At 41.9% G+C, this 21,724-nt stretch carries 26 protein-coding genes; 12 read left to right on the forward strand and 14 right to left on the reverse strand.

Annotated features, from left to right (window positions below; genetic code table 11):
* Positions 1 to 29: 29 nt before the first annotated feature.
* On the forward strand, positions 30 to 1,028 hold the full coding sequence (gene trpS / locus BAA9072_RS13855; protein WP_201715278.1) for a tryptophan--tRNA ligase: 999 nt from the start codon (positions 30 to 32) through the stop codon (positions 1,026 to 1,028).
* 217 nt (positions 1,029 to 1,245) lie between these two features.
* Here the strand turns inward: trpS and BAA9072_RS13860 are convergent, their stop codons facing one another.
* The 4 genes from BAA9072_RS13860 to BAA9072_RS13875 all read right to left on the reverse strand — a co-directional run bounded on the left by BAA9072_RS13860 (position 1,246) and on the right by BAA9072_RS13875 (position 5,578).
* A complete protein-coding gene (locus BAA9072_RS13860; RefSeq protein WP_201715279.1) occupies positions 1,246 to 1,995 on the reverse strand; it encodes a YjbA family protein in 750 nt (249 codons plus the stop codon).
* Between the two features lie 447 nt (positions 1,996 to 2,442).
* Positions 2,443 to 3,207, reverse strand: coding sequence for a DUF2268 domain-containing protein (locus tag BAA9072_RS13865; protein WP_201715280.1), 765 nt, complete (start codon positions 3,205 to 3,207; stop codon positions 2,443 to 2,445).
* A 145-nt stretch (positions 3,208 to 3,352) separates the two neighbouring features.
* Positions 3,353 to 4,597: a beta-ketoacyl-ACP synthase II gene (gene fabF / locus BAA9072_RS13870; RefSeq protein ID WP_201715281.1), complete on the reverse strand. Its 1,245-nt coding sequence runs from the start codon at positions 4,595 to 4,597 to the stop codon at positions 3,353 to 3,355.
* A 48-nt stretch (positions 4,598 to 4,645) separates the two neighbouring features.
* The gene (locus BAA9072_RS13875) at positions 4,646 to 5,578 is read right to left on the reverse strand and encodes a beta-ketoacyl-ACP synthase III (RefSeq protein WP_201715282.1); all 933 of its coding nucleotides are present in this window, start codon (positions 5,576 to 5,578) and stop codon (positions 4,646 to 4,648) included.
* Positions 5,579 to 5,777: 199 nt separating this feature from the next.
* On the opposite strand from BAA9072_RS13875, the gene BAA9072_RS13880 reads away from it, so the two are divergent.
* Entirely contained in the window at positions 5,778 to 5,993 is a 216-nt protein-coding gene (locus BAA9072_RS13880) for a hypothetical protein (RefSeq protein WP_201715283.1), read from the forward strand.
* 56 nt (positions 5,994 to 6,049) lie between these two features.
* On the opposite strand, the gene BAA9072_RS13885 is transcribed toward BAA9072_RS13880, so the two are convergent.
* From BAA9072_RS13885 to BAA9072_RS13900, 4 genes are all read right to left on the reverse strand, one after another.
* A complete protein-coding gene (locus tag BAA9072_RS13885; protein WP_201715284.1) occupies positions 6,050 to 6,238 on the reverse strand; it encodes a ComZ family protein in 189 nt (62 codons plus the stop codon).
* Entirely contained in the window at positions 6,235 to 7,203 is a 969-nt protein-coding gene (locus BAA9072_RS13890; protein ID WP_201715285.1) for a BMP family ABC transporter substrate-binding protein, read from the reverse strand. The genes BAA9072_RS13885 and BAA9072_RS13890 overlap by 4 nt, the downstream gene beginning before the upstream one ends.
* Positions 7,204 to 7,305: 102 nt before the next feature.
* Positions 7,306 to 8,022 (reverse strand): Rossmann-fold NAD(P)-binding domain-containing protein, encoded by a 717-nt coding sequence (locus BAA9072_RS13895; protein ID WP_201715286.1) that lies wholly within the window; start codon positions 8,020 to 8,022, stop codon positions 7,306 to 7,308.
* A gap of 22 nt (positions 8,023 to 8,044) precedes the next feature.
* On the reverse strand, positions 8,045 to 8,788 hold the full coding sequence (locus BAA9072_RS13900) for a hydrolase (RefSeq protein WP_201715287.1): 744 nt from the start codon (positions 8,786 to 8,788) through the stop codon (positions 8,045 to 8,047).
* A 259-nt stretch (positions 8,789 to 9,047) separates the two neighbouring features.
* Here BAA9072_RS13900 and BAA9072_RS13905 point away from each other — a divergent pair, with 259 nt between their 5' ends.
* Positions 9,048 to 9,215, forward strand: coding sequence for a YjzD family protein (locus BAA9072_RS13905; RefSeq protein WP_309137639.1), 168 nt, complete (start codon positions 9,048 to 9,050; stop codon positions 9,213 to 9,215).
* A gap of 31 nt (positions 9,216 to 9,246) precedes the next feature.
* On the opposite strand, the gene clpB is transcribed toward BAA9072_RS13905, so the two are convergent.
* Together clpB and BAA9072_RS13915 are read right to left on the reverse strand one after the other, a co-directional pair.
* Positions 9,247 to 11,838: an ATP-dependent chaperone ClpB gene (gene clpB, locus BAA9072_RS13910; protein WP_230980869.1), complete on the reverse strand. Its 2,592-nt coding sequence runs from the start codon at positions 11,836 to 11,838 to the stop codon at positions 9,247 to 9,249.
* 127 nt (positions 11,839 to 11,965) lie between these two features.
* On the reverse strand, positions 11,966 to 12,145 hold the full coding sequence (locus BAA9072_RS13915) for a YjzC family protein (RefSeq protein ID WP_034763424.1): 180 nt from the start codon (positions 12,143 to 12,145) through the stop codon (positions 11,966 to 11,968).
* Positions 12,146 to 12,339: 194 nt separating this feature from the next.
* On the opposite strand from BAA9072_RS13915, the gene BAA9072_RS13920 reads away from it, so the two are divergent.
* Both BAA9072_RS13920 and BAA9072_RS13925 read left to right on the forward strand, forming a co-directional pair.
* The gene (locus BAA9072_RS13920; RefSeq protein ID WP_201715288.1) at positions 12,340 to 13,149 is read left to right on the forward strand and encodes an undecaprenyl-diphosphate phosphatase; all 810 of its coding nucleotides are present in this window, start codon (positions 12,340 to 12,342) and stop codon (positions 13,147 to 13,149) included.
* 71 nt (positions 13,150 to 13,220) lie between these two features.
* Complete coding sequence (locus tag BAA9072_RS13925) at positions 13,221 to 13,913, forward strand: Crp/Fnr family transcriptional regulator (protein WP_201715289.1); 693 nt, start codon at positions 13,221 to 13,223, stop codon at positions 13,911 to 13,913.
* A 69-nt stretch (positions 13,914 to 13,982) separates the two neighbouring features.
* Here the strand turns inward: BAA9072_RS13925 and BAA9072_RS13930 are convergent, their stop codons facing one another.
* Positions 13,983 to 14,291 (reverse strand): metal-sulfur cluster assembly factor, encoded by a 309-nt coding sequence (locus BAA9072_RS13930; RefSeq protein WP_201715290.1) that lies wholly within the window; start codon positions 14,289 to 14,291, stop codon positions 13,983 to 13,985.
* A 90-nt stretch (positions 14,292 to 14,381) separates the two neighbouring features.
* On the reverse strand, positions 14,382 to 15,155 hold the full coding sequence (locus BAA9072_RS13935) for a prolyl oligopeptidase family serine peptidase (RefSeq protein ID WP_201715291.1): 774 nt from the start codon (positions 15,153 to 15,155) through the stop codon (positions 14,382 to 14,384).
* A 188-nt stretch (positions 15,156 to 15,343) separates the two neighbouring features.
* Here BAA9072_RS13935 and BAA9072_RS13940 point away from each other — a divergent pair, with 188 nt between their 5' ends.
* The 3 genes from BAA9072_RS13940 (at position 15,344) to BAA9072_RS13950 (ending at position 16,608) form a co-directional block, all read left to right on the forward strand.
* Complete coding sequence (locus BAA9072_RS13940; RefSeq protein WP_201715292.1) at positions 15,344 to 16,159, forward strand: Cof-type HAD-IIB family hydrolase; 816 nt, start codon at positions 15,344 to 15,346, stop codon at positions 16,157 to 16,159.
* Between the two features lie 108 nt (positions 16,160 to 16,267).
* Complete coding sequence (locus BAA9072_RS13945; RefSeq protein ID WP_201715293.1) at positions 16,268 to 16,417, forward strand: hypothetical protein; 150 nt, start codon at positions 16,268 to 16,270, stop codon at positions 16,415 to 16,417.
* On the forward strand, positions 16,417 to 16,608 hold the full coding sequence (locus BAA9072_RS13950) for a DUF3813 domain-containing protein (protein WP_201715294.1): 192 nt from the start codon (positions 16,417 to 16,419) through the stop codon (positions 16,606 to 16,608). Before BAA9072_RS13945 ends, BAA9072_RS13950 begins: the two co-directional genes overlap by 1 nt.
* A gap of 40 nt (positions 16,609 to 16,648) precedes the next feature.
* Here the strand turns inward: BAA9072_RS13950 and BAA9072_RS13955 are convergent, their stop codons facing one another.
* Both BAA9072_RS13955 and BAA9072_RS13960 read right to left on the reverse strand, forming a co-directional pair.
* Positions 16,649 to 17,332 (reverse strand): BsuPI-related putative proteinase inhibitor, encoded by a 684-nt coding sequence (locus BAA9072_RS13955; RefSeq protein ID WP_201715295.1) that lies wholly within the window; start codon positions 17,330 to 17,332, stop codon positions 16,649 to 16,651.
* Positions 17,333 to 17,440: 108 nt separating this feature from the next.
* On the reverse strand, positions 17,441 to 18,295 hold the full coding sequence (locus BAA9072_RS13960) for a YitT family protein (RefSeq protein WP_201715296.1): 855 nt from the start codon (positions 18,293 to 18,295) through the stop codon (positions 17,441 to 17,443).
* Positions 18,296 to 18,460: 165 nt separating this feature from the next.
* On the opposite strand from BAA9072_RS13960, the gene BAA9072_RS13965 reads away from it, so the two are divergent.
* From BAA9072_RS13965 to BAA9072_RS13980, 4 genes are all read left to right on the forward strand, one after another.
* Positions 18,461 to 19,318 (forward strand): DegV family protein, encoded by an 858-nt coding sequence (locus tag BAA9072_RS13965; RefSeq protein ID WP_201715297.1) that lies wholly within the window; start codon positions 18,461 to 18,463, stop codon positions 19,316 to 19,318.
* A gap of 58 nt (positions 19,319 to 19,376) precedes the next feature.
* Entirely contained in the window at positions 19,377 to 19,508 is a 132-nt protein-coding gene (locus BAA9072_RS13970; protein WP_098441051.1) for a DUF3941 domain-containing protein, read from the forward strand.
* Between the two features lie 231 nt (positions 19,509 to 19,739).
* Positions 19,740 to 20,231 carry a YajQ family cyclic di-GMP-binding protein gene (locus BAA9072_RS13975; RefSeq protein ID WP_201715298.1) on the forward strand — a complete coding sequence of 164 codons (492 nt, stop codon included), beginning with the start codon at positions 19,740 to 19,742 and terminating at the stop codon, positions 20,229 to 20,231.
* 69 nt (positions 20,232 to 20,300) lie between these two features.
* A complete protein-coding gene (locus BAA9072_RS13980) occupies positions 20,301 to 21,653 on the forward strand; it encodes a CoA-disulfide reductase (protein ID WP_201715299.1) in 1,353 nt (450 codons plus the stop codon).
* Positions 21,654 to 21,724: the final 71 nt, after the last annotated feature.

Below are 21,724 nucleotides of genomic sequence, written 5' to 3' on the forward strand. Positions count from 1 at the left end.
TATTTTGTGTAAAACTAGGAGGAACTGAAATGAAGACAATATTTAGTGGTATTCAGCCGAGTGGAACGATTACTCTCGGCAATTACATCGGGGCGATGAAGCAATTTACAGAACTTCAGGAAGAATATACTTGTTATTTCTGTGTGGTTGATCAGCACGCCATTACAGTGGCACAGGATAAAATGGAATTGCGAAAAAACATTCGCAGTCTTGCTGCCCTTTATATTGCCTGCGGAATCGATCCAGAAAAATCAACCTTATTCATTCAATCAGAAGTCCCTGCACACGCACAGGCAGGTTGGATTTTACAATGTGTCACTTATATAGGTGAACTCGAAAGAATGACGCAATTCAAAGATAAATCTCATGGTAAAGAAGCCGTCTCAGCAGGATTATTGACTTATCCACCGTTAATGGCGGCTGATATTCTCCTATACGGAACGGAACTCGTTCCAGTCGGTGAGGACCAGAAGCAGCATCTGGAATTAACAAGAAACCTTGCTGAGCGATTCAACAATAAGTACAATAATATCTTTACTGTACCCGAAGTACGCATTCCTAAAATGGGCGCCCGTGTCATGTCACTCCAAGATCCGTTGAAGAAAATGAGTAAGTCTGACGAGAATCAGAAGGCGTTTATTACACTCCTCGACGATCCAAAGCAAATCGAGAAGAAAATCAAAAGTGCTGTAACCGATTCTGATGGAATCGTAAAATACGATAAAGAAAATAAACCGGGTGTGTCGAACCTCCTCTCCATCTTTTCGATTCTTGATGGCACTTCTATAGAGGAACTTGAACAAAAATATGAAGGTAAGGGCTATGGAGACTTTAAAAGTGACTTAGCCAAAGTGGTCATAAACGCCATTAAACCAGTACAGGACCGCTACTACGAATTAATTGATTCCGAAGAATTGGATGATATTCTCGACCGCGGTGCAGAAAAGGCAAACTTCGCAGCAAATAAAATGCTGAAGAAGATGGAAAAAGCCATGGGATTGGGACGAAAAGAGAGAAAGAAAAAATAATGATATCGACCAGAGACTGATTCAGCAGTTTCTGGTCGTTTTTTAAATCCTGATTATCGAATAATGCCCTCTTAAGTCCCCCACATACACCTGTAAATCGGTATGCTGCTAAGAATAAGTGAGCAACATAGACTTGAATCAACTATCCCTTTCGTCCCCCTTCCTGAAATAAAAAACCTTAAGCCCGTTATTTGGACTCAAGGTTTACTGAGTATCATTAATTTACTTTCGGACGATTCTCCACTTCCCAAAGTTTTTCAAAGAATGGTTGTCCCTTTATCAGATTCTCACAAAGTGTCAGATGCTTGTCCGACCAACCGAACTGGGTTTCTTCATACAGCATTTGCCATATGTCTTCAAAGTCCATATTCTGGATTGTGCGATAGCGTTGTGGTGCCCATTCAGTGTACCAGTAGCGAATTTCCGCTGTGTTGTTTGAACTGTGAAGTTGATCCAGTGCCATGAATAACAGTTGCTTCAATTGTCTTTCTTTTCTAGTCAGTCCACTCATCATATATGGACTTGGTGAAAGAATGTGATAAGCTTCCTCCCTCTTTGAATCTGGCTGAACAGGGAATTGCACCGTTTCATGACTTTCAACCATTTCATATACGAGTTGTTCCTGCCTTGGGATAAGCCTGCTTTTCCTGATTGGCACGGTGTACCCGATCGTATCGACTGCGAGTATCCCCGTCCCGTCTGTGAGGATGAAACAATAGTCCAATTGAATTCTTTCATGGTTTTTTCGCAAGTATGCTTTTTGATAGACATTATTGAGCAGTTGTTGAGGTAACTCTGATAAATCATTCTCGATGTAATGAAACAGTGCTGTGTCCACTTTAATCAGAGGAACCTGATCGAGTAATTCAATAACGTCCTCTTTTCTCCACTCATGAAAATGGCAAACATTGTAGCCATTTTCTTCGCCTTCGAACCAATTTACCCATACATCATGAAGATATAACATGATTGACCCCTCGCTTTGCTTCAATCTTATTTGTCAATCAGTATAGGCTAATTGGTGTAAATTTATTCCTATCATTCCCGGGTTTTATAGATAGTCACTGTTTTTTCTGCGGGGTATATAAATTGAGAGCGTGATAATGAGGATCCCTAAAAGGAATAAATAACATTCGACCCTGGTGGATACGAAGAATATATAATCTGTAAACGTCATACCAGTTGTAAGTAAATTTAGATACATGATTAAGCTCACTCCTCCAGAAACGGCCAGTCCAAACCCTATAAAAAGCCCAAACAATTGTACCACCATACCTTCCGCCTCTATCCCTACATTAAGATAATGGAGCTCGTCCTGCTCACTATAGTTTATGAAAGGAATGGAAAGATATGACGGAACATGGACTCCCATTTTCGAGAAAACTGCCCCGGGACCGGCTGTTCCCCTGATTTGCTATGGTAAAAATACTGTTGATGGTTTCCCTATTAGAGAAATGGTTGACGTATCATGCTTATTTAAATAGTTTTGCACCATTCTATATCCCGACGAGTAGCCGAGCATTTTAGGATAAGACTTCTGTCCAAGAAGAAGCTGGTCATGAAGGGGGCTGTTTCGTTTCACATTCAAATTTGGCTCTATCCATTTTCGGTAATATTCGGACAGTTCCTTTTCTTCATACGCATTTGTCCATGTAGCCACATACTCTTCACCACAATATTCTTTAACGGCATGTTCGGCCAGTCCTTCAAAAATGATGGAATCAAGTAGATTATATTGATCGTCTTTTTTGCTTAATCGCTTCATTCTGACACAGTGATGATACTCATGTACAAACAACGCTTCATATTCTTTTGGATCTTCCTGGTCTGTAACGAAGAAGAAGATTTCATCTTTAAAGCATACACCTGATTTTTTCATTGAGGACTGGAACATTCCCCTTTTTTCTTGTACGGGGAATAAGTAGATTGGTACGCTTGGTCCCTTCCACTTTCGCTTATACTTATTTTCATAGAGTGCAAATCGTTCCCATAGATTCTTTTCTTTCATTTTTACATAAATGTCCCCTGCGTGATGTGATGATCGGTACATCCCATGTTTCATTAGATAATGATAAAACGAATTTTGGTCTTCTTTACCGTTAATCGTCTTTTTTAATAGCTCCAATGGCTTGTTGATTAAATCCTCTAACCACTCATCAGTAGGAGCAACGGCCACCATGATCCCTCTTTTCCGGCTTTTTTATTATGTATATGTTACGAATAGAGGGTTCACAACTCGAAAAAACTCCAGCAGTTTAGGTTTGCCAGTCAGATGACTTAAAAAAAACGAGCACGCCAATGGATCGGCGGGCTCGTTTGTATCATTAATCAGTGTATTTCTTGAAAACGATGGTAGCATTGTGACCACCGAATCCTAATGAGTTACTCATTGCGACATTTACTTCTTGTTTTCGTGCTTCATTTGCAACATAGTCAAGATCACAATCAGGGTCCGGTGTTTCAATATTAATTGTTGGCGGCAGGACACTGTCTTTCATTGCAAGGACTGTAAAAATCGCTTCTACCCCGCCTGCTGCACCAAGAAGGTGACCTGTCATCGATTTCGTTGAACTCATGGCCAATTTATAGGCATGTTCCCCGAAAACTTCCTTCACTGCCATCGTTTCGTATTTATCGTTGTAAGGAGTGCTTGTTCCATGAGCATTAATGTAATCCATTTGATTTGGAAGGATCCCACCGTCGTCAAGTGCCATCTTCATTGCTCTCGCTCCACCTTCTCCAGCTGGTGCAGGAGCTGTAATATGATACGCATCACCAGTACAGCCATATCCAATGATTTCAGCATATATTGGTGCTCCTCGTTTCACTGCGTGCTCAAGTTCTTCCAGGACGACGACCCCTGCGCCTTCACCCATTACAAATCCATCACGGTTGGCATCAAATGGTCTCGATGCTTTTTCAGGATCTGCGTTAGTCGAAAGAGCAGTATTGGCGCAGAAGCCCGCTACAGACATTTTCGTGATCGGTGCTTCTGCTCCACCGGAAACCATGACATCAGCATCTCCACGCTGTATCACCTTAAACGCATCACCGATTGAGTTTGTACCTGTTGCGCATGCCGTTACGGTACATGAGTTGAATCCTTTCGCACCCAGCATGATGGACACCTGCCCCGCTGCCATATCAGGAATGATCATTGGAACGAAAAATGGGCTGACCCGGCGATATCCCCGCTTTTGGAATGTCTCATATTGCTGTTCAAATGTTTCCATCCCTCCAATTCCCGAACCGATCCATACACCAACACGATGGGCGTTTTCCTCAGTAATATCCAACTTCGAATCTTTAACAGCCATTAACGATGCCGCAATCGCATAATGAGTGAAACGGTCCATCTTTCTCGCTTCTTTTCTTTCTACTCCGAAATCTTCGATATTGAAGTCTTTTAGTTCTGCCGCTACTTTCGCAGGATACTCATCGGCATTTAACCGAGTTAAAGGCCCTACCCCTGTTTTCCCGGCTAAAATATTCGACCAAGTCGATTCAACGTCATTACCTAATGGCGTGACGCTCCCTAATCCTGTTACCACTACACGCTTCTTATTCATTCAATCCATCTCCTTTATCTGCAAGTTGTATATGAAGATTCTTATTTTCTATTTACCCCAACGCATGATGATGGCGCCCCATGTCAGACCACCACCGAATCCTACCATGACGATTACATCGTTTTCTTTCACTCTTCCGGCTTCCAGATCCTCCACAAGGGAAACAGGGATTGATGCTGCTGAAGTATTTCCATACTTATTCACGGTTTTAGACATTTTTTCCACCGGTAATTCCAACCTCTGCCTTGCTGCCTCCATAATACGGATATTGGCTTGATGAGGAATCAGGAAATCAACATCTTCTTTATTTAAGCCAGCCTTCTCAATGACATTTATACTGGATTCACCCATTTGGCGAACCGCGAACTTAAACACTTCCCGGCCATTCATGATCAATTTTTCATCTTGATACAGGTGCTTGGCTCCTGATCCATCCGCACCTAATTCAAAGGCAAGAATCCCCTTACCGTCCGGAACGGGTCCGAGAACCGCTGCACCTGCAGCGTCACCAAATAAAACGGCAGTATTTCGATCTTCCCAGTCTGTAATCTTGGATAGTTTCTCCACACCTATGACAAGAACATTCTTGTACGCACCATTATCAATAAATTGCTTTGCCGTAATCATACCATACATAAAACCGGCACATGCGGCACTGATATCCATGGCTGCAGCCTTCTTTGCTCCTAACCTTTCTTGAAGGAGACAGGCAACTGAAGGGAACGGATGATCCGGGGTCACTGTTGCAACCATGATTAAATCGATTTCTTCAGGAGTAATCTCCGCATCAGCGATTGCCTTCTTAGCAGCTTCGAAAGCCATATCGGAGGTATTTGTTTCATTATTTGCTATTCTTCTCTCTTCAATGCCTGTTCTTGTACGTATCCATTCATCAGAAGTATCCACCATTTTCTCCAGGTCAGCGTTTGTCAAGATTTTTTCAGGAAGATAACGTCCAATTCCAATAATACCTGTATTCATACTGGCGTTCCCTACTTTCGTTTATAATTTTTTCATATACCATTCGATTATTATCAATTATTATGACTTGGTACTAATTTTATCGAAGATTTCTCCTTTCTGCAATTATTTTTTACTTCTTCCATTCTTCTACGCGTTTGACTATACTCGTACAACCCCCTGATACATAGGTTAATTAATAATAAGAGGAGGTGAGATTGTGTCTGAAGAAAAGAAGCCACATCCATTTGAACAAATGATGTATGGGGGACTGAGAAGGAACACAGAGGATTCTCTTTCACAGGAAGAACACAATAGGACGACTGAAGGGGGATCCTTACTGGATGGGGTCCATTCTATTATGAATTCCATTGATGAATTAAAACCCCTTTATAAGAAAATCAGCCCCTATTTAAAACAATGGAATAGTAAATAAACGTTCAATATAAACCAAAAACGGGCCATCGAACATTCGATGACCCGTTTGTTTACTTACTCTTTATGTAAGGCTTCCTGTTTTCCTAATTCATAGGCTTCACTCATAACTTGGGTGAAAAGTGTCATGAATGGCTGCAGCATTTCAGGAGTAAACTCAACACCCGCCTGATCCAGCTGTTCCTTCGCTTGAGGGAAGTACTTCATGGCAATCTGCATAAATTCCATTGTTTTGTCTTGATTCATTGCTTCGATTCCTTTCCATTAGGCAACTTGCCTGTATCAATATAGTCCTGAATATGTTGCTTCATTTCAGATTGAAAATCTTTCGGAATGACCGGACTGAATTTCCCCATCGATATCACGCCATCTTCAAAATCAAATTCCAGGTTACCAGACTCTAATTCGTCATGGGCGAATCTCTCGGCTACTATCCCATACAACTTATCAGCATGCTGAACGGTACTTGTTAAGACCGTTGATTCGCCGAGATCTGATTGATCGGATACATATCCTATTGCATAAAGCCCTTTTTCCTTCAGCTTTTCGATTACAGCTACATTATAGCCGTCACCTGCAGGATACACAACATCGGCATCCTCATTTATTAATCGTTCTAACTCTTTGAGGGCAGTAGCTTGATCGTCCCAATGGTGGGTATACTCAACCATCATCTTTGTCTGACTGTTTTGATACTTCGCTCCATCTATAAAACCTTGAACCTCAGGCTGCCAATCAAAGGCAGCAATCACGCCAATCTTTTTCGTCTTAGAATGAAAGGCTGCTGTCATGCCTCCAAAAAAGCCCATAGCATATCCCTTGAATTGTAGGCTTGTCGTGTTTTTCTCAGTGGCATTACCGTTAAAGCTGACAAAATGAATGTCGGGATAATCTCCTGACAAGGTGTTAAACACTTCCGCATACTCACTTCCATGACCAAATACTAAAGTTACGTCGTTATCGTTATATTCATCCACTGTCTGCTTGATTGATGTATCAGTCTTCATTCCCTCTTTATAGAACACGTCTGCATGATAGTCGGATTGTATTTTTAATAATCCTTTGTATCCTTTAGTTCCCCATACTCCATCGTTTACCGCTTCAGGTACCAGTAAACCAACCTTTTCAATGTTCGGGTTGTTCCCTGCTGAACAACCACTTAGTCCAATCAGGAATACAACCAGGAAAAACGTGTAACATTTCTTACTCATGTGCAGCAACTCCTTTAAAGCCCGTGCATCATCTATAAAAAGTCTAATTACATCATCCTTATTTTACCCTCACCTGGCGCCACATGGAAAGAAAAAGTTTTCTCATTCCCGATTTTCATCCACTCTTATTCCCCTATCCTGCTGATCAATAATGCTTTTGTGTGACTTGGAAGGCCTGACTATAATCTCTTTGCCTTGGGATTCGAAGTCATAAGAAGCAGGTGAAAAGGATTCCTTCGTAACATATGATAGAGCTTCATTCCAACTTTGAGCTGATAATGGTTTCAGTGTGAATCGTTCTTTCTTGGATGAAAGTTGGACAATCATTCTGGCAGCATCCTTCACATAAATTGCGCCTGAAGGATCATCTATATAACCCGAAATCTCTTGTCTTCCCTTTAAAAGTTTTGCAAACAGAAATTCCTCCGGTTGATGAACCCCATATAACGTCGGTAGGTAAAAAGCGGCTCCATCCCCACTCATGTCCCGCTTCCCTTTCACATTTGAATAAATCCGTATCATTTGGAAGGGTTGGTCCTTTTTTGAAAGAAGTTCATCTGCTTCTGTTAAGTAATTGACCTTATTTTCTCTTACCTGGTCATAGTATGGAAGGAATACATAGCCCTCTGATCGTACGTTCTTATCCCATTCCGTGTAAGTCACGTACTCAAGGTTTGCATTCCTTCCGATTTCCATCCATTTATCTTTCATCTCTTTGTCCTCATCAACAGCGGTCACGGTCCATCCTTTCTCCAGAAGGGCATCACAGAGCTCAAACCCCAAAAACTGTTGAGCAGCAAATACGAATGCATGATTCAAGTCAATCACTCCAATATGTTTGTTATAACTCTTTCTCATGTAAGGAAAAATAAGAGGCAAACTTCCCTCCAAGAGACCCCCGCTTCTCAGGAAGTACAAAGAATAGATCCGTTGACGTTCCTTTTTCTAAACGTTCCGTATATATATCTTTTATGAGAGTGAATTGATTTTTATAACGATTAAGAGTCATTGACTGAACAATATAGAGTGGAATGGAGATATTCTTGAATACTTTGTAGTCCCCTGATTGTTGTGCGATATACGCTTCACATTCCTCCTCCTTCACCTTGAGCACCCGGGAAAGTTCTCTTATCACTTTTTTATAAAAGAATTTCTGTTCCTTTTCTTGTTCTAAATGCTCATATAATGACACACAGGGTGAGAGCATAACGGCACTTCTAATATCATCTTCCAATTTAGGATAAAGATTTTTCAACACTAACGCTCCCATTCCTTCGGCTAATACGTGGATCTTTCCATTGATGATTTCGTTCCGTTTCACATGCTGATAGAGCCGCCTTGCCAGATGCACGGCTTGATCGCTACCCCAATTCGCTCCATAAAGATTACTATAATATACAATATACCCCTTGGATGTCAGCTCTTGAATCCACTTATAGCGTGCCTCATGCTGAACCCAAAAGCTGCTCTTCTTGTCTACGTAATGGTGGGAATCCCCTATTATCATGACAGCAAATCCATTTGGGCGTTCAGGATAATGAATCATGCACCACTCTTGCTCTAATTGAAACAATCGCTGATACATATAAATTTCTCCTTTTACATAGTAAGTCTTTATAGTTTATGTAAGAACATAACAATGGTAAGGGAGATAGCCCAACGCCACCTTTTTTTTAAAATTTTGTCCACTTTTCTCCACCGGATGGCAGGGTTTACATTTCACAGATTAGTCATTTATTAATTCAAATAGTTGTGGTAAAATGAAAAAGATTGAAATGGGTTACAACATACGATTGTTAGTTGATTACATAGGAACGAGGTGACTTGGCGTGAGATTTTTTTGGATGTTCTTCTGGGCATTTGCACTGTCCGAAATGTTAACTTACGTTGTAAGCTCTATGAATGGGAACGAATTCCATTTTCAAACAGGATTAATCCTTTCCGTTTGTTTCACGGTATTGGTATTCCTTATCACGCTTGTTATTCCAAACGAGCCTGTTGAAAACCACTAAAAAAAGCAGCCAATCCGGCTGCTTTTTTTATCTAATGAAACAGTAAGCCATTTTCTCCCTTATCAATGATGATCTTTTGATCCGGTTGTATGTTCCCCGCAATAAGCTCCCGTGCCAGTCTCGTCTCGATCTCCTTTTGGAGGTACCTTTTTAAAGGTCGAGCTCCGTAAACAGGATCATAGGCAGATTGGGCGATGAATTCTTTCGCCTCTTCTGAAAGAGAAAGGGTAATATGCTGATCTTCTACCCGATGATTGAGATCTACTATGAGCTTTTCAATGATCCCTTTTATATTTTGTAAGCTCAATGGTTTAAATAAGATAATGTCATCTACCCTGTTAAGGAACTCCGGGCGGAAGGAAGAGCGCAGCTGTCCCATCACGAGCTCCTTCGTTTCTGCGTCAATCTCTTCTTCCCCTTTGTTCCTTTCCAGGAGATGAGCCGAACCAATATTGGAGGTCATGATGATCACTGTGTTTTTACAATCAATCGTCCTCCCCTGAGAGTCGGTGATCCGGCCATCGTCGAGCATTTGCAGAAGAATGTTGAATACTTCCGGATGCGCTTTTTCAATTTCATCCAGTAAAATGACGGAATACGCCTTACGTCTGATGGCTTCCGTCAGCTGACCTCCTTCTTCATACCCTACATAGCCCGGCGGTGCACCGATCAACCTTGAAACCGCATGCTTCTCCATATATTCAGACATATCGATACGGATCATCTGCTCCTCACTGTCAAAAAGTGTTTGAGCGAGTGTTTTCGCAAGTTCCGTCTTCCCAACCCCAGTGGGCCCTAAGAAAATGAAGGAACCAATCGGTCTGTTAGGATCCTTGATCCCTGCCCTCGCCCGAATGACCGCATCACTGACCAATTGGACAGCCTCATCCTGACCTATCACCCGTTCATGAAGAATGTGATCGAGCTTCAATAGCTTTTCCCGTTCTCCTTCTACAAGCTTTGTGACTGGAATCCCTGTCCATCGTCCCACAATGTTGGCTACTTCTTCTTCAGTCACTTCTTCACGGAGCAGGCGCCCTTCCTGTTCCTTCATCATTTCCCGTTCTACCGAGGCAAGCTCTTTTTCCATTGCCGGAATCCGTCCATGCCTTAGCTCAGCGGCCTTATTAAGATCATATTCGCTCTCGGCTTCTTCTAATTGTCTCCTGAGCTTCTCCAATTCTTCCCGTTTCTCCTGTACAACTGCGATGCTTTCTTTTTCTTGCTGCCACCTTAATTTCATGCTTTTCGATTGTTCCTTCAGATTGCTTAAATCTTCACGGATCCGATCGAGGCGTTCATGACTGGCAGCATCCTTTTCCTTATTCAATGCCGCTTCCTCTATTTCAAGCTGCATCACTTTACGTGTCACTTCATCGAGCTCCGACGGCATCGAGTCGATTTCCGTCCTGATCATGGCACATGCTTCATCAATCAAATCGATTGCCTTGTCCGGGAGGAACCGGTCTGATATATATCGATCTGACAGCCTGGATGCAGCTACGATGGCCCGATCATGGATATTGACCCCGTGATGGATTTCAAATCGTTCCTTCAACCCTCTCAAGATGGAAATGGTATCTTCCACATTTGGTTCCTGGACGAGCACCTGTTGAAAGCGTCTCTCCAAGGCCGGATCTTTTTCAATATATTTTCGGTATTCATTGAGGGTCGTGGCCCCTATACAGTGAAGCTCCCCTCTGGCAAGCATTGGCTTAAGGATATTCCCCGCATCCATAGCCCCCTCTGTTTTCCCTGCTCCTACGATCGTATGGAGTTCATCAATGAAAAGGAGTATGCGTCCTTCACTCTTTTTCACCTCTTGAAGTACAGCCTTCAACCGTTCTTCAAATTCCCCCCTGAATTTGGCACCGGCCACTAAAGAGCTCATATCCAACTCAAAAATCGTCTTATCCTTCAAGCCTTCTGGAACATCCTTCCGTACAATTCTCTGGGCAAGCCCTTCCACGATGGCGGTCTTCCCTACCCCCGGCTCTCCGATTAATACAGGATTATTCTTTGTCTTTCGGGAAAGGATGCGGATGACGTGTCGAATTTCACTATCTCTCCCGATGACCGGATCGATTCTTCCCGATCTGACATCAGCTACAAGATCCCTTCCGTATTTTTTTAGCGCTTCATATTTCACTTCGGGGTTTGGTGTTGTCACCCTGCTCCCTCCTCTAATCTCTTCAATGATTTCTTTAAAATCCTTTTCTTTCACATTTTCTTCGATTAAGTATAACGTTATCGGATGATTCTTCTGCTTCCACAAGGAAAGGGCAAGATGTTCAATGGAGATATATTCATCATCCCATTTTTTCTTCATACTCTCACTGTCCCGGAAGAGTTGATGAATGTCTTTGGAAAGGTACTGTCCATATTGAATACCCTCCCCCTCAACAGCAGGAATGTCATTTATCTTCCCATCGACCATTTGCATCAAAACCTGAGTGTTTATTCCCGCCCGTTCATAGATGGTACGAAGGAAACTCTCTCCTGAACCCAGAAGGGCTTTCCATAAATGAAGAATGCTGACATCTGTATGTAGCCTTTCTTTGGCCAATTGACCAGCAGAAATCAACCCTTCCTGAATGCTGTGAGTCATATATTCCAGATTCACGTTGTCCACCTCATTTTGACCTTTATTGACCTTTACTCACATTATATCCCTTTGTCTGGTAAAAGGAAAAGAAAAAGGAACAAGGATTGCCTTTATCTTTCACGGGGGCATCCTTGTTCCTTTCAGGTTAAGGTTTTCTCATATACGACCAAAGACGATTGTGATTGGAGTTTTCAGGAAACCTGTCCCCAGCTTTTAAACGCAGTTTTTGCGGATTTTTTACCATGCTCCCGGTTTCACCGATTTCTATATACTCACCATTGTTCGGTGCCTTTTCTCCGGCCCTGAATTGTCGCGACTGTCCCATTCTTACCCCTCCTTTTTCGAAGCGATGCTTCCTCCCTATTTTTCTACAAGCTGCTTCTTTCATGCATGCCAGATGAAGGATAAATATGATAAACACGTTACCGTTCGGTTAACATTCTGAAAAAGGCTTTACAGTGTTTCCCTTTATGGTGTTAAATTAAAAAATGTGGAGAAAAAAAGCTTGGAGGATACACAATGGATTTTTATCTGATTATGAAATACTTATTTTTGGGGATTTTTCAAGGGTTTACGGAACCAATCCCCATCTCATCCAGTGGACATTTACTTATGGCCAGGCATTTCCTGGGAATCGATGATGCAACTTTAACATTTGAAATGCTGGTCAATACGGCTTCTTTACTGGCAGTTCTCGTTATTTACCGTGAAGATATTCTACGTCTGATTGTGAATGGATTGGGCTATTTCAAACATAAAACACCGGATACGAAACGTGATTTTCATTTTATTATATATTTGCTTATTGCTACAATCCCTGCTGGGGTGATTGGTGTACTATTTGGAGATGTAATTGAAAAGCATTTAACTCGTATCACTACTGTAGGAATGACTTTAATCATCACAGGGATTGCCCTTTGGCTGATCCGGAACCTGAGAGGGAGAAAAAATGATGGGGACTTAAATGTAAAGGACGCCATCATCATAGGGCTTGCACAGGCCGTTGCCCTCATACCTGGAATCAGCCGTTCAGGCGCAACGATCGTCGCTGCAATGGCAAGCGGTATGAAGGCAGAAACAGCATTGCGCTTTTCATTCCTTCTTTATATCCCTGTCAGCGTAGGGGTTATGGTATTCGGAATAAGCGACTTAATGAATGATCCGAACCTTGCTTCTATGGCGTTACCATATGTGGTGGCTTTCATTGCATCACTGATCGCTTCTTACTTCTCATTGAAGTGGTTCATGAATATTATGGCTAAAGGAAACTTAAAATACTTTGCCATCTACTGTCTCGTTGTCGGAGCTGCCGTTCTAATTTTCGCTTAATTTCCCTCTATCCGTCTGGTACCTTTGTTAAGCTTAAGAATAAGACAATTTAATGGAAACGATGTGATCTCATGAGTGAAATTTTTGAAATTCCTTCCGAGATTAAACAACTATTTATCGAGAACAAAACGATGAAAACCGTGAAAAAGGGAAATTTTTTATTTCAAGAAGGAAAAACGGCTCACGAGTTATATTTAATTAAAAGCGGTCGCATTCAAATTAGCAAAGTCATTGCCGACGGACGTGAATTATCCCTCCGCATCTGTTCAAGTCATGACGTCATTGGAGAATTGACGTTATTCAGCAGTGAGGCGTGCTACATGCTCAGTGCGAAAATACTCGAGGATACGAAGGTGTATGTATTACCGAAAGAAATTTTTGAAGAAAAGCTTTCCCAAAACGGTGAACTGACGATAAAATGGCTGAAATGGATTCAACTTCAAAATCAACAAAACCAAACAAAGTTTCGCGACCTCATCCTTCATGGAAAAAAAGGAGCCCTGTACTCTACCCTGATCCGCATGGCCAATAGCTACGGAAGAACCGTTAAAAATGGCGTACTGATCGATTTACCCTTAACGAATCAGGAACTGGCCAACTTCTGTGGATCATCCAGGGAGGTTGTCAACCGATTACTAAGTGAATTGAAGAAAGAGGACGTCCTTATGTCGGAAAGAGGATCGATTACGATCCTTGATCTGGATTATTTGAAAAATGAAATCAACTGTGACAATTGTCCCATTTCCATTTGTCGAATTGATTGATTACCCTTTAAAGAAAATCCCCCTAAAAGCACACTGTGCTTTTAGGGGGATTTTTTCATCCAATAAATCTTATCGAATCCCTAATGCAATCTTGGCATAGCGGGACATATTATCTTTGCTCCATGGTGGATTCCAGACGATGTCTACTTCTGTTTCCTTGACGTCGGGGATATCCCTTAGGGCTGTTTTCACTTGATCGACAATGGTTCCGGCAAGGGGACATCCCATTGACGTGAGGGTCATGGTGACCGTAGCTTTTCCTTCTTCATCCAGATCCACATCATATACTAAACCTAAATTAACAATGTCTATTCCTAATTCAGGGTCGACAACCTGCTCTAATGCACCCATCATATTATCCTTAAGATCTTGATCCATTCTACTCACTCCACTCCTTTACAGTTTATACTTGTCTCTTACCCATTTTCATTACTCATCTTAACAAATAACCAGGTATAAAACAAAAGGTTAAACTGTTAAATGCTTCTCAAACCATTCGACAAGCCTCAATACGCCTTCTCTCGTTACTTTGTGATCAGCTTTATCATCTTCTATAAAGAGCAGATAGTCTTCACGTTCCTTATAATAAGGCAAAATGCTTTCATAGAATTCTCTTGTCAAATTGAAGGGAACAACCTTGTCGCGCTTTCCGTGCCAGAACATGAGGGGGCGGCCACCCAGCTTCTCGGGTTGAAGACTTAGATCGTAAAGAGCAAGCTCACTCATCATGCTTTCGATTTCCTCTTCGGTGAATGGTAGATCATATCCTAACGATTCCACTTGCGACAGCTGGGCTTGTGCAAATTTCACATATGTAGGATTCCCCATTAGTGAAACGGCCGAAGAGATCCATTCATATTGAGTCAAGGCACCGAGTGTTACAATCCCCCCCATTGAGGTACCGGCAACGCCTATTCCATTTGGTGCGATCATCCCTTTTTCTTCAAAATGGTCTTTCAACATCAATAATTCATGAATGGTATTTAAGACAATCTTCCAAAAGATTTCTCCTAATTGATACTCTGATTTTCCGCTTGATCGCTCTCCGTGCTCTAAACAATCCGGGAGAATCACCCTGAATCCCTTTTCCGCAAGAAGATAGGCGTAGTGAAGATTATGCTCTTTCGCACTAGTGAAACCGTGAATAAAAAAACATGTAGGTAACGGTTTATATATGTTCTCTTCCCTCACAAGGTGAAGAAATGGGATCGATTGAATATTGGATTTATCAACTAGAATCATGTTGGTTCTCTCCCCCCTGATTGCATTTCACTTTACTATGATATCCTAGATTTGGTAGTATGTATAATATTTAAATCGGAAGCGTTTGTAAACATTTATTAAAATGTATGAGCAGGCGGTGGACAACTTTCAACGTGTAACGCTACACTAGAATTGCCTTATACCAATAAGATTGGGGAATTGTATTCATGAACTCACAAGAAAAACATCTGATCGTTCTGGATCTCGATGGAACATTATTAACCGATGAGAAGAAAATCTCGTCCAAAACACATGATATATTAAAAAAAGCGCGTCATAAAGGCCATGAAGTAATGATTGCAACAGGTAGGCCATTCCGTGCAAGTGAATTGTATTATCAACAATTACAGTTGACGACTCCCATCGTCAACTTCAATGGAGCATTCGTGCATCATCCCACCGATCCGTCATGGGGTATATTCCATGAGCCAATGGATTTAAAGGTGGCAAAACAAATCATTGATGCCTGTGATGATTTTCCATTCCGTAACATCGTCGCGGAAGTAATGGATGATGTCTATCTGCATTATCATGATGAAAAAATCATCGATGTATTCATGATGGGGAATCCTGCCATCTCTACAGGTGATATCCGAAAAGTACTATCAGATCATCCTACGTCCATGCTCATTCATGCTGAGGAAGAAGATGTGGCAGAAATTCGTGCACATTTAGATAATGTCCATGCAGAATTAATTGATCATCGCAGGTGGGCTGCGCCTTGGCACATCATTGAAATCGTTAAATCCGGATTGAATAAAGCTGTGGGCATTGAACGAGTTGCTACCTCTTTAAATATTCCCAAAGAACGAATCATAGCATTCGGTGATGAAGACAACGATTTGGAAATGCTCGACTACGCTGGTACTGGTGTTGCCATGGGTAATGCCATTGATCCACTGAAAGATGTCGCGAATGAAGTGACACTCTCGAATGAAGAGGATGGCATTGGCCGCTATCTGCAAAAGCGCTTTGACCTTTAACCCAGATGGCAGCGGTGGGTAAATCTTCTTACTGTACGTTCCTCCTTGGAGAGCCATACTAGTAAGGAGCGCACCTTGCGTTCCAACTTGTAAAAGGGGTGGTTAGTGATGGGTAGAAATAAATCAAAACGATTTGTACAACAAGGTAAGATTGCTGTATCAAAACATGACGAACGTATCCCGTATCATCTGACGTATGCTGAAGCCGAAGCTAAAAAGCTAGCTTCACACGGTGAAGGTTCTGGGGGGCTGCAATAATGAGCAATCCATTATTTCAACAAGCCCGGAGCGCTGTATCTTCAGCCAAACAGGCATGCAGTTCGGGAGAAAACGCTCAAATGTCCATTGAGAAAGCGAAGAATGCTTTGTCATCTGCTTACGCTAACTCAAATGTTGAAGAACAAAAACAGCTGCACACTCTTCAAGATGAGTTGAACCGCCTATCATAATCAAATGAGGGTTGCCTGTATATCCGGCAACCCTCTTTTTTTATGGCATGATGATAACATATGGATGTATAATCTTCCCATCCCCATCATCACGTTCATATAAACTCATAATCAGCTTACCGTTTTTCCCTCTCATTTCCGGAAGGATAATGGAAAAATCTGACCAGTTTGGAGCTTCCTTATTCACTTTTAGGAGGGTTTCTGATAGAAGCACTCTGTGCCCATCCTCTACTGAATAATAAAAACTTCCATTCGATACACAGGCTTGTCCACTTATCGTATAGCGACCTTTAACCTCCCGCACCTTCACGTCCCTAAAGGACGGATTTTCTTCCGGAACAGTAAATGATCCAACTGCCTGTAAAGGATGATTAAAACCCTCCATGTCTTCTCCACCAAACAAAGCTTCAATAGTATAGACACCCTCCGGAACACGTGTGCCTCCTTGAATGTAGCTCCATCTTTCATTCCATACCTTTGTTTGACCTTTTTTCAAATGAATGGTTTGGAGAGCTTGTAAGAATGATTTCCCTTCACTGTAACGATAAATCACTCTTCCTTCCTTATTTTTGATGATAAAGTCAAACTGCTGACTCGTAGGGAAGGTAATGCTGCGATCACGTTCACAATTATTAAAAAGGACAAGCTGAATCTCAGCCCCCTCTTCACCGGGAATAGCTTTCACTGAAAAAATCAAGGGAACTTTCTCCGCTTTTGTTGTCATAGGTGCACCCAAAAACAAGATAGTGCTGAAAAGTATATATACGATCGCCTTCAAGGTGATACCCCTTTCTATGTAGGTTCACCTATAGTATTTGTTAAACATGAGAAACTAATCTTTTCTAAAGAAACCGAATATCCCTGTTGTTTGAACGATATTGGTAAAAGCATTGGGATCTACGTCCTTGATCGTATGTTCAAGCTCGTAAAGTTCATAGCGTGATATGACGATGATCAACATTTCCTTATCTTCACCGGAAAAAGCCCCTTTGGCGGGTAAAGTCGTAATTCCCCTCACCAATTTGGAATGTATGGCTTCACGTAATTCATTCGATTTCTTTGTAACAATCATTGCTGTCAGCTTCTCATGACGTGTATGAATGGCATCAATGACACGTGTGGAAGCATATAGTGTGACTAGCGTATACAATGCTTTTTCCCAGCCGTACAGGAATCCTGCAGACGTTATGATAACAGCATTCATTAAGAAGAAATAAGATCCAACCGGCTTATCCTTCATTCTTGAGAGGATCATGGCGATAATATCCATCCCTCCGGTGGAAGCCCCCCATTTCAACGTAATCCCGACCCCGACAGCGGCAATGACCCCACCGAAGACAGCATTCAGAAGGATATCAGGTGATAATTTAATGACAGGAATCACTTCCAGGAAAAAGGAAGTCAAAAACACTGAAATAAAGCTATACACCGTAAAGGAACGGCCCACCTTCAGCCATCCCAAAATGGTTACAGGGATATTGAGGATAAATAATAAAATACCTGTTGAAATATTAAATGGGGCAAACTCCTTCAGCACGCTTGAGAGCAGCTGGGCAAGTCCCGTAAAGCCACTCGCATACACATTTGCCGGAATAAGAAAAAAGTTCATGGCAATGGCCCCTAACAAGGATCCTACCAGTACTACGACAAACTTCTTCGCCTCTAATTGAACATAATCTCTCGACATACACATACCTCCTGCATCTTGTTGTTATTTTCTATGTTCCACATTACATCTTAACTAAACTCCCTCTACCATTCATCTTTTATCATAAATTCGTGTTCAATCGATTGTTATTTTCATTCAAAATAGCTAGACTAAAGTTATAAGATAAGTCAAAGGATGATGAGAATGACAGTAAAATTATTTGCAGATAGTGCAAGCGACCTGCCTGCAGCCTATTTCACCGAGCACAACATAGAACTTCTGCCACTTAAAGTACATATAGATGGTCAAGACTACGAGGATTTAATCACCATTGAACCGAAAACCGTATTTAATAAAATCAGGGACGGACATCTCCCGAAGACTTCTCAAGTCTCACCAGACCTTTTTCTAAAAAAGTTCACAAGGCTAGCTGAGTCGAATCAATCGGGTATTTACGTTGCCTTCTCTTCCCAGTTATCTGGTACGTATCAAACAGCTGTCATGATTCGAGATCAGGTTAAAGAGGATTACCCGGATCTTGACCTGACTATCATTGATTCAAAATGTGCTTCTCTCGGTTACGGATTGGTCGTCATGAAAGCGGCCGAACTCCTTAAGAACGGTTGCACAAAAGAAGAAATCATTGAGGCAGCCCGATTTAACTCCGACCATATGGAACATCTATTCACTGTAGAAGACCTTGAATACCTTGCAAAAGGCGGTAGAGTCTCCAAAGCATCAGCCTTCCTAGGTGGACTTCTGAACATCAAGCCTCTTCTGCATGTGGAAGATGGAAAGCTTGTCCCAATTGAAAAAATACGCGGAAAAAAGAAACTACTTAAACGCATTCTGGATTTAATGGAAGAACGTAGTGAAGACTTCTCCGACCAGATCATCGCCATCAGTCACGGGGATGACGAAGAACTTGCCCTTGAAATGAAACAGCTCATAGAAGAAAGGTTTACCCCGAAGGATGTTTACATCAGTATTATTGGATGCGCAATAGGATCTCATACAGGAACAGGTACCTTAGCCATATTTTTCTTAAACGGGCACTCATAAACTCCTCTTCGCTTCCTCATACTAAGCGAGAGATCTGATTAGGAAGGGGTTATAAATTATGCCACATACATCTGATAATGAAAAAAAGGCTAGAGACAACAATGCACTGAGACAGGAAAAGAATAAAATCAAAGAAGTTAACCGGAAAGCCGGTAAAAATCAATACTCAAAAAAGACGGATCATTTGTAAGAGATCCACCTGCATGGAAGACACGAGTTCTCAATAGAGCTGGTGTCTTTTTGCGTTGGATAGTCTGACGAAAGCATTTACCTTATACGCTTCCAATTCAAATAACACTTTGTCTCGACTCGACTCAGTCCATCCATTCTCCAAAAAAACAACCCAATCCAACCATAGAAGTTGTATGTACCATCACAGCTTGTCTATAATGAAAAGAGAAAAAGTATGGAGGGGTTACATATGGCAAAGGAAAGTTCATTTGATATCGTATCCAAAGTGGATATGTCTGAAGTGAGTAATGCGATCCAAATCGCGTTAAAAGAAGTACAAACACGTTATGACTTCAAAGGTAGCAAGAGCGACATAAAACTAGATGGTGAAGAAATCGTTCTCGTATCCGATGATGAATTTAAAATGAATCAACTGAAGGACGTCCTTATTAGTAAATTGATCAAGCGTAATGTTCCTGTGAAGAACCTGGACTACAGCAAGCTTGAAGGTGCATCAGGCGGGACAGTCCGTCAGCGTGCGAAGCTTGTTCAGGGAATTGATAAAGACAATGCAAAAAAAATCAACACAATCATAAAAAATTCCGGTGTGAAAGTAAAGAGCCAAGTTCAAGATGATCAAGTCCGTGTTACGGGTAAAAGCAAAGACGATCTCCAAAAAATCATCGCAGCCATTCGTGAAGCAGATCTTTCTATAGATGTACAATACGTAAACTTCCGTTAAAACGGTTTTTTAAAGAAGTCTAATGGGTACAATAAATCCATTAGACTTCTTTCATTTAGGAGGAAAAACATGAAGAGAAAAGTCATCATTATTGGAGCCGTCGGAGGAGGAGCCACGACTGCATCTCAAATCAGGAAGATCGACAATGATATTGAGATTGTCCTTCTCGAAAAAACATCATATTTATCCTATGGCGCTTGCGGAATGCCATATTATTTAGGAGATGTGATCAAAGACCGGGAAAGTTTATTCGCCGCTACTCCGGAAAAATTACATACAAAAAAAAATATCGATGTCAGAATGCATCACGAAGCGTTACAAATCAACCGGAAAAAAAAATCATTACTTATAAGGAATCATGACCATAACCGGGATTACGAAGAAGCTTATGATTATCTGGTCATCGCAACCGGTGCATCTCCCTTTCTGCCCGATATTCCCGGTCTTCATCAAATCCCCGCCTTCCATCTCAGAACTGTTGAAGACATGGATAGAATCAAACAGTTCGTAGAAACCTCAAAGCCTAAAACCTGCACCATCATAGGCGGTGGATTCATCGGGGTGGAAATGGCTGAAAACTTCACTCATCTTGGCATGAAGGTGAATATCGTGGAAAGATCTGAACACGTCATCAGCATCCTTGATGATGAGACGGCTAATGTATTGCAGGATCATATCACCGAGCAGGGTGTTCAGTTGTATACGAATGATGGTCTGAAAGAAGTACTGCCTGAGTGTACGTTAAAACTCGAAAGCGGCGAAACGCTACTTTCGGATTTCATTCTTCTTTCAGTCGGCGTGAAGCCCCGGAACCAACTGGCAAAGCAAGCCGGGTTATCAGTTGGAGAATCAGGAGGTGTCGTAAGTAACGAGTTTATGCAAACGGACGATGACTCCATTTATGCTGTCGGTGATGTTGTCGAGTCCATCGATTTCATTGATGGTACTCCGAAACAAGTCCCCCTGGCCTGGCCCGCCCATCGTCAAGCCTTCATCATCGCAAGTCATCTATCAGGAAACCCCGTCCCTTTTAAGGGCATGCTTGGAACGGCGATAGCCAAAGTTTTCAATCTTGCCATTGCTGCAACGGGACTGGGGGAGAAAGAGTTAAAGGAAAAAGGATACACTTATAAAACGGCCCTGCATGAAGGGAAGTCACATGCCGGCTACTACCCCGGGGCACTGGACGTATCTGTAAGAGTCCATTTTTGTCCTGAAACCGGTAAGCTGTTTGGGGGGAATGTTGTAGGAGGTGAAGGTGTCGACAAACAAATTGACATCCTGGCCACTTCCATTTATGGCGGGTTGACGGTTACCGATCTCCAGGAAATCGAAACCTGCTACGCCCCTCCCTTCTCTTCTCCCAAAGGGTTGTTGAATATGATTGGATATAAGGGCGCCGGGTTAATGAATAAGGAGTGAACAGGCAGGCTTCTCTAGGTGAGAGGCCTGCTATATATATAGGTATGCTTGTTTAATGGATCATGCTTCTA

The organism is Rossellomorea arthrocnemi (assembly GCF_904424705.1).
In the GTDB taxonomy this organism is placed as follows: domain Bacteria; phylum Bacillota; class Bacilli; order Bacillales; family Bacillaceae_B; genus Rossellomorea; species Rossellomorea arthrocnemi.

Excerpts from the sequence above, each read along its gene's own strand:
- BAA9072_RS13975 (WP_201715298.1), top strand. The coding sequence starts at position 19,740 with ATGGCAAAGGAAAGTTCATTTGATATCGTATCCAAAGTGGATATGTCT.
- trpS (WP_201715278.1), top strand. The coding sequence starts at position 30 with ATGAAGACAATATTTAGTGGTATTCAGCCGAGTGGAACGATTACTCTC.
- BAA9072_RS13955 (WP_201715295.1), bottom strand. The coding sequence starts at position 17,332 with ATGACAACAAAAGCGGAGAAAGTTCCCTTGATTTTTTCAGTGAAAGCT.
- BAA9072_RS13940 (WP_201715292.1), top strand. The coding sequence starts at position 15,344 with ATGAACTCACAAGAAAAACATCTGATCGTTCTGGATCTCGATGGAACA.
- BAA9072_RS13960 (WP_201715296.1), bottom strand. The coding sequence starts at position 18,295 with ATGTCGAGAGATTATGTTCAATTAGAGGCGAAGAAGTTTGTCGTAGTA.
- BAA9072_RS13950 (WP_201715294.1), top strand. The coding sequence starts at position 16,417 with ATGAGCAATCCATTATTTCAACAAGCCCGGAGCGCTGTATCTTCAGCC.
- BAA9072_RS13915 (WP_034763424.1), bottom strand. The coding sequence starts at position 12,145 with ATGGGACAGTCGCGACAATTCAGGGCCGGAGAAAAGGCACCGAACAAT.
- BAA9072_RS13970 (WP_098441051.1), top strand. The coding sequence starts at position 19,377 with ATGCCACATACATCTGATAATGAAAAAAAGGCTAGAGACAACAATGCA.
- BAA9072_RS13925 (WP_201715289.1), top strand. The coding sequence starts at position 13,221 with ATGAGTGAAATTTTTGAAATTCCTTCCGAGATTAAACAACTATTTATC.
- BAA9072_RS13965 (WP_201715297.1), top strand. The coding sequence starts at position 18,461 with ATGACAGTAAAATTATTTGCAGATAGTGCAAGCGACCTGCCTGCAGCC.
- BAA9072_RS13930 (WP_201715290.1), bottom strand. The coding sequence starts at position 14,291 with ATGGATCAAGATCTTAAGGATAATATGATGGGTGCATTAGAGCAGGTT.
- BAA9072_RS13920 (WP_201715288.1), top strand. The coding sequence starts at position 12,340 with ATGGATTTTTATCTGATTATGAAATACTTATTTTTGGGGATTTTTCAA.
- BAA9072_RS13945 (WP_201715293.1), top strand. The coding sequence starts at position 16,268 with ATGGGTAGAAATAAATCAAAACGATTTGTACAACAAGGTAAGATTGCT.
- BAA9072_RS13890 (WP_201715285.1), bottom strand. The coding sequence starts at position 7,203 with ATGAGTAAGAAATGTTACACGTTTTTCCTGGTTGTATTCCTGATTGGA.
- BAA9072_RS13875 (WP_201715282.1), bottom strand. The coding sequence starts at position 5,578 with ATGAATACAGGTATTATTGGAATTGGACGTTATCTTCCTGAAAAAATC.
- BAA9072_RS13980 (WP_201715299.1), top strand. The coding sequence starts at position 20,301 with ATGAAGAGAAAAGTCATCATTATTGGAGCCGTCGGAGGAGGAGCCACG.
- BAA9072_RS13860 (WP_201715279.1), bottom strand. The coding sequence starts at position 1,995 with ATGTTATATCTTCATGATGTATGGGTAAATTGGTTCGAAGGCGAAGAA.
- BAA9072_RS13935 (WP_201715291.1), bottom strand. The coding sequence starts at position 15,155 with ATGATTCTAGTTGATAAATCCAATATTCAATCGATCCCATTTCTTCAC.
- BAA9072_RS13905 (WP_309137639.1), top strand. The coding sequence starts at position 9,048 with ATGTTCTTCTGGGCATTTGCACTGTCCGAAATGTTAACTTACGTTGTA.
- BAA9072_RS13865 (WP_201715280.1), bottom strand. The coding sequence starts at position 3,207 with ATGGTGGCCGTTGCTCCTACTGATGAGTGGTTAGAGGATTTAATCAAC.
- fabF (WP_201715281.1), bottom strand. The coding sequence starts at position 4,597 with ATGAATAAGAAGCGTGTAGTGGTAACAGGATTAGGGAGCGTCACGCCA.
- BAA9072_RS13900 (WP_201715287.1), bottom strand. The coding sequence starts at position 8,788 with ATGTATCAGCGATTGTTTCAATTAGAGCAAGAGTGGTGCATGATTCAT.
- BAA9072_RS13885 (WP_201715284.1), bottom strand. The coding sequence starts at position 6,238 with ATGAATCAAGACAAAACAATGGAATTTATGCAGATTGCCATGAAGTAC.